Source organism: Rhodoferax ferrireducens (assembly GCF_003347515.1).
Taxonomy (GTDB): Bacteria; Pseudomonadota; Gammaproteobacteria; order Burkholderiales; family Burkholderiaceae_C; genus Rhodoferax.
Genome location: NZ_QEII01000220.1, coordinates 1 through 1234, shown reverse-complemented (window position 1 = coordinate 1234; position 1234 = coordinate 1). Strand labels below are relative to the sequence as shown.

1 protein-coding gene and 1 pseudogene are annotated in these 1234 nt (G+C 62.0%); both read left to right on the top strand.

Annotated features, from left to right (window positions below; translation table 11 throughout):
• Positions 1-212 (top strand): annotated as a pseudogene (locus C5P05_RS03320) (amino acid ABC transporter permease); the annotation flags it as partial.
• Between the two features lie 55 nt (positions 213-267).
• On the top strand, positions 268-1074 hold the full coding sequence (locus C5P05_RS03315; RefSeq protein ID WP_114968444.1) for a transporter substrate-binding domain-containing protein: 807 nt from the start codon (positions 268-270) through the stop codon (positions 1072-1074).
• The last annotated feature ends 160 nt before the right edge of the window (positions 1075-1234 follow it).

Sequence of the window (1234 nt, the reverse complement as noted above, 5' to 3'; positions counted from 1 at the left end):
GCTACATGGTGCAGATCATCAAAGGCACCTCGCTGGCCGCCATCATCGGGTTTGTCGAAATCACGCGCTCCGGGCAAATCATCAACAACGCCACCTTTCAGCCGCTGATGGTATTCAGCGCGGTGGCTGCGATCTATTTCGCACTGTGCTGGCCCCTGTCCTTGCTGGCCGCCAGCATGGAACGCCGGCAAGCGGCCGCACTGGTGCGCTGAGCGGCAACCCTTTTTCACCCTGTCATTTCTCACCACCCCTACCGGAGACTTCACCATGATCAAGCATCTGCAACGTCGCACCTTCACCGGCGCCGCCCTGGCGCTGGGCCTGGCCGCCACCCTGTCCAGCTGGGCGCCGATTGCCAGCGCGCAGACCAGCGCCGACATCAAGAAAAAAGGCGAATTGACCATCGGCATGCTGGTGGATTTTCCGCCCTACGGCACCATGAACAGCAGCAACCAGCCGGACGGCTATGACGCCGACGTGGCGCGCCTGATGGCCAAGGACCTGGGTGTCAAGGTCAATCTGGTGCCGGTGACCGGCCCCAACCGCATTCCGTTTTTGCTGACCAACAAGGTCGATCTGCTGGTGGCCTCGCTCGCGGTGACGCCGGAGCGTTCCAAGCAGGTGCAGTTCTCCAAGCCTTATGCCGCCGCCAGCATCGTGGTGTACGGTGACAAGAAAGCCGGCATCAAGACCGCCGCCGACCTCAAGGGCAAGCGCGTCGGCGTGGCCCGCGCCAGCACGCAAGACGTGGCGCTGACCGCAGTCGCCCCCGAGGGCACCGAGATTCGCCGCTTCGACGACGATGCCTCCGCCATGCAGGCCTTGATGTCCGGCCAGGTCGATGCCATCGGCTGCTCGACCACGGTGGCGGCGCAAATTGACAAGCGTGCCCCGGCCAATACCTACGAGAACAAATTCCTGTTGCGCCAGCAAGTCATGGCCGTGGCCATGCGCCCCGGTCAGGCAGAGTTGCTCAGCACGGTGGACAACTTCGTGGCCAAAAACACGGCCAATGGCGAGCTCAACAAGCTGTACCGCAAATGGCTGGAAACCGACCTGCCGAAGATGCAATAAACCCGGCGCAATATCGCTGATAACGGTGCTTCTCAATGACAGACACAATGCCATCCCCCACCCCTGACGCCGCTGGCGCCGAACCCATCATCCGCATCGAAGCGCTGGACAAATGGTTCGGCAAGTTCCAGGTGCTGACCGACATCAACCTGAACGTGCG